General features: G+C 68.6%; 1 protein-coding gene and 1 pseudogene. Both read right to left on the bottom strand.

Features of this window, described 5'->3' with window-relative positions; translation table 11 throughout:
• Positions 1-1,125: pseudogene (locus tag U9980_RS05270) on the bottom strand (transcription-repair coupling factor); the annotation flags it as partial.
• Between the two features lie 240 nt (positions 1,126-1,365).
• The coding region (locus tag U9980_RS05275) for a glycoside hydrolase family 26 protein (protein ID WP_322766920.1) at positions 1,366-2,526 on the bottom strand (1,161 nt) is incomplete at its 5' end.

The following is a 2,526-nucleotide window of genomic DNA, read 5'->3' on the forward strand; positions in this document are numbered from 1 at the left end:
ACCGACGTTGAAGGGGCTGACCGACCACCACGGCAGGCCGATCTCGGCGGCACGCTGGCGGACCTGCGCGATCGAGCGGTAGGCAGCCGCGCCGAGGTCGATCGGCGCACTGCCGCCAAGCGCGGCCGTGCTCCAGGACGCCTCCAAAAACTCCTGGCTGGTGCGCACCAGCTCGGCGGCGCGGGCACGGACCCGCTCCGGGTCGCACACCAGCACATGCGTTCCGGCGGGTAGTTCGTCGAGCATCAGCACCATCCGGTCGGACAGCACCGGCGCGAGCGCCTCCATGCCGTCGACGGGAGTGCCATCCGCGATCTTGTCAAGAATGTCGAGGATCTCGGGATGCTTTGCGGCAAGTTCCCGGGCCCGGGCCCGGACCTCGGGCGTGAGCAGCAGCTCCCGGCAGGGCGGCGCGAACAGCCGGTGACGGCCACCGCCGGCATCTCCGGTATCGGTCAGCGCCCGCTGATCAGCCACGGAGAACGGCCGGATGTCCTCAACCTCGTCGCCGAAGAATTCAACCCGCAGCGGATGTTCCTCCGTGGGCGGAAAGATGTCGAGGATGCCGCCACGGACCGCAATCTCGCCACGCCGCTCCACCAGGTCGACCCGATGGTAGGCGACCCCGACCAGCTTCTCCACCACGTCGTTGAGATCGGCGCTGTCACCGACCTGCAATGACACCGGTTCCAGGTCACCGAGCCCGGCGACCTGCGGCTGCAGGACAGCCCGGACCGGCGCGACCACAACCGACAGCGGCCGCTGGCCGGTGCTGTGCGGATGTGCCAGGCGGCGCAGCACGGCAAGCCGGAGCCCGACCGTGTCGGCCCGCGGGGACAGTCGTTCGTGCGGCAGGGTCTCCCAGCTCGGAAACACCGCGACCGAGGCGGGATCAATCATGCTCGACAGCGCGGCAGCAAGATCGTCTGCTTCTCGACCGGTTGCGGTCACGGCGAGCACCGTCCGACCACCCCGGCCCGCGAGTGCGGCAGCGGCGAACGGCCACAGCGCAGCCGGCGCCGACAGGTCAAGCCGGAGCTCACCGACCGAGGCGAGGGCACGGGCCAGGGCCGGATCAGCACCCGGGCTGGCGGTCAGAACGTCCAACAGCGGGGCGAGGGTCATAGGTGCGTCCCGAGCCTCTCGAAGAACGACGCAATCTTACAGACGGACACGACGTCGCAAACCCGGTCGCTGGCCGCGCACCGGAGCGTCCTCACGAAGCACCTCGCGACGCCAGCGCGCGAGGCGTTATGCCCAACCTTACCCGCCGAGGGATCCCCCACCCCGACGGCCGTGCTCCCACCACCGTGCGCTGGCCGCGCCACGACCCTCCTGACCGTAGGTTCCCTCGTCCGGACGTCGCTACCACAGGCGTTGGTACTCACGGGCGGCCACCGGGTTCACGGTCGGGTTGATCAGTGCGGACCGGACGTTGCCAGCCCTGTCCTCGTTGAAATATGCCTCATAGGCGAGTATATCGGCATTATCAACAAATACCTGGTACATCTTCGCGATGAACAGGGCGTTGTCACCGCCGGCCTGGCCGAGCGGCCCGGCCTTCGAGCCTTCTTTCGCCACCACCCCCCACTCCGGCACCGAAAACAGCTTGTTGTGCAGCCGGGCGAAGCGGACCACTCCGCACAGTCCGTCGAGACCGTTACACTGTGCATCAAAAGTCGCCGGGTCAACACTCGGCGGATACTGATCGTAGGCATCTATGCCGATGACATCGACATAGGCGTCCCCCGGATACAGCTCGAACGCGTCAGCCACGCCGACCGACCCGTGCGCGTTGAGGTTCCAGTCGAGGCGAACCTGTGCGTCGGCCCGCCGGATCGCGGACGCGGCATTACGGTAGCACGTGATCCACAATCTGGGATTGACCGCGGACCACGCGAACCCCGTGCCGTTGAACTCCCACCCCAGCCGGACGAACGAACTGCCGCGCCCCTTTGCCACCAGCCAGAGTCCGAAATCGCGCCAGTAGCCGTCGTACGCGCCCGCGGCACAGTCCGCCAGGTTGCCCCTTTCCGGTCCGGACTCCGGGAATAATGGCTGACTGATAACCCAGCTACCGGGGAATCCGGCAAAGTGGTTGCGGTCTCGTCCGATCCACGGGCGGACGATCGTGTGCCAGCTAGACCGGTCGGTGTAGGTGACCACCACGTCGTTGGGCCGGCCGCGAAAGGTCGCCCACGCGTTCGCCTCGGCAAGCGTCCCGGCGGCCACACCGCTCGGGAAGGGGCCGAGATGAGTTGCCGGTGCGACCCGTGGCACCGGCGCCGCGGCAGCTTCATCTCCGCCGACCGTGGTTCCAGCACCAGCACCAGCACCCGTCGTGGCCGTGGCCGTTGCCGTGGCCGTAGCCGACGCGCTGGTCGGGGCCGCTGCGCCCAGGCCGCCTGCGGACACCGGTGGCGTGCCTGGCGGGTCTGACCCGGCCTGGTGCGCTCCGGCCGGGGTCAACCGCCAGGCGGTCAACGCGAGGACCGCGGCGATGATGACGCCGGCAACGGGAAGGAG

The sequence above is a fragment of the Protofrankia sp. Cr1 genome, assembly GCF_963555865.1.
GTDB lineage: Bacteria > Actinomycetota > Actinomycetes > Frankiales > Frankiaceae > Protofrankia.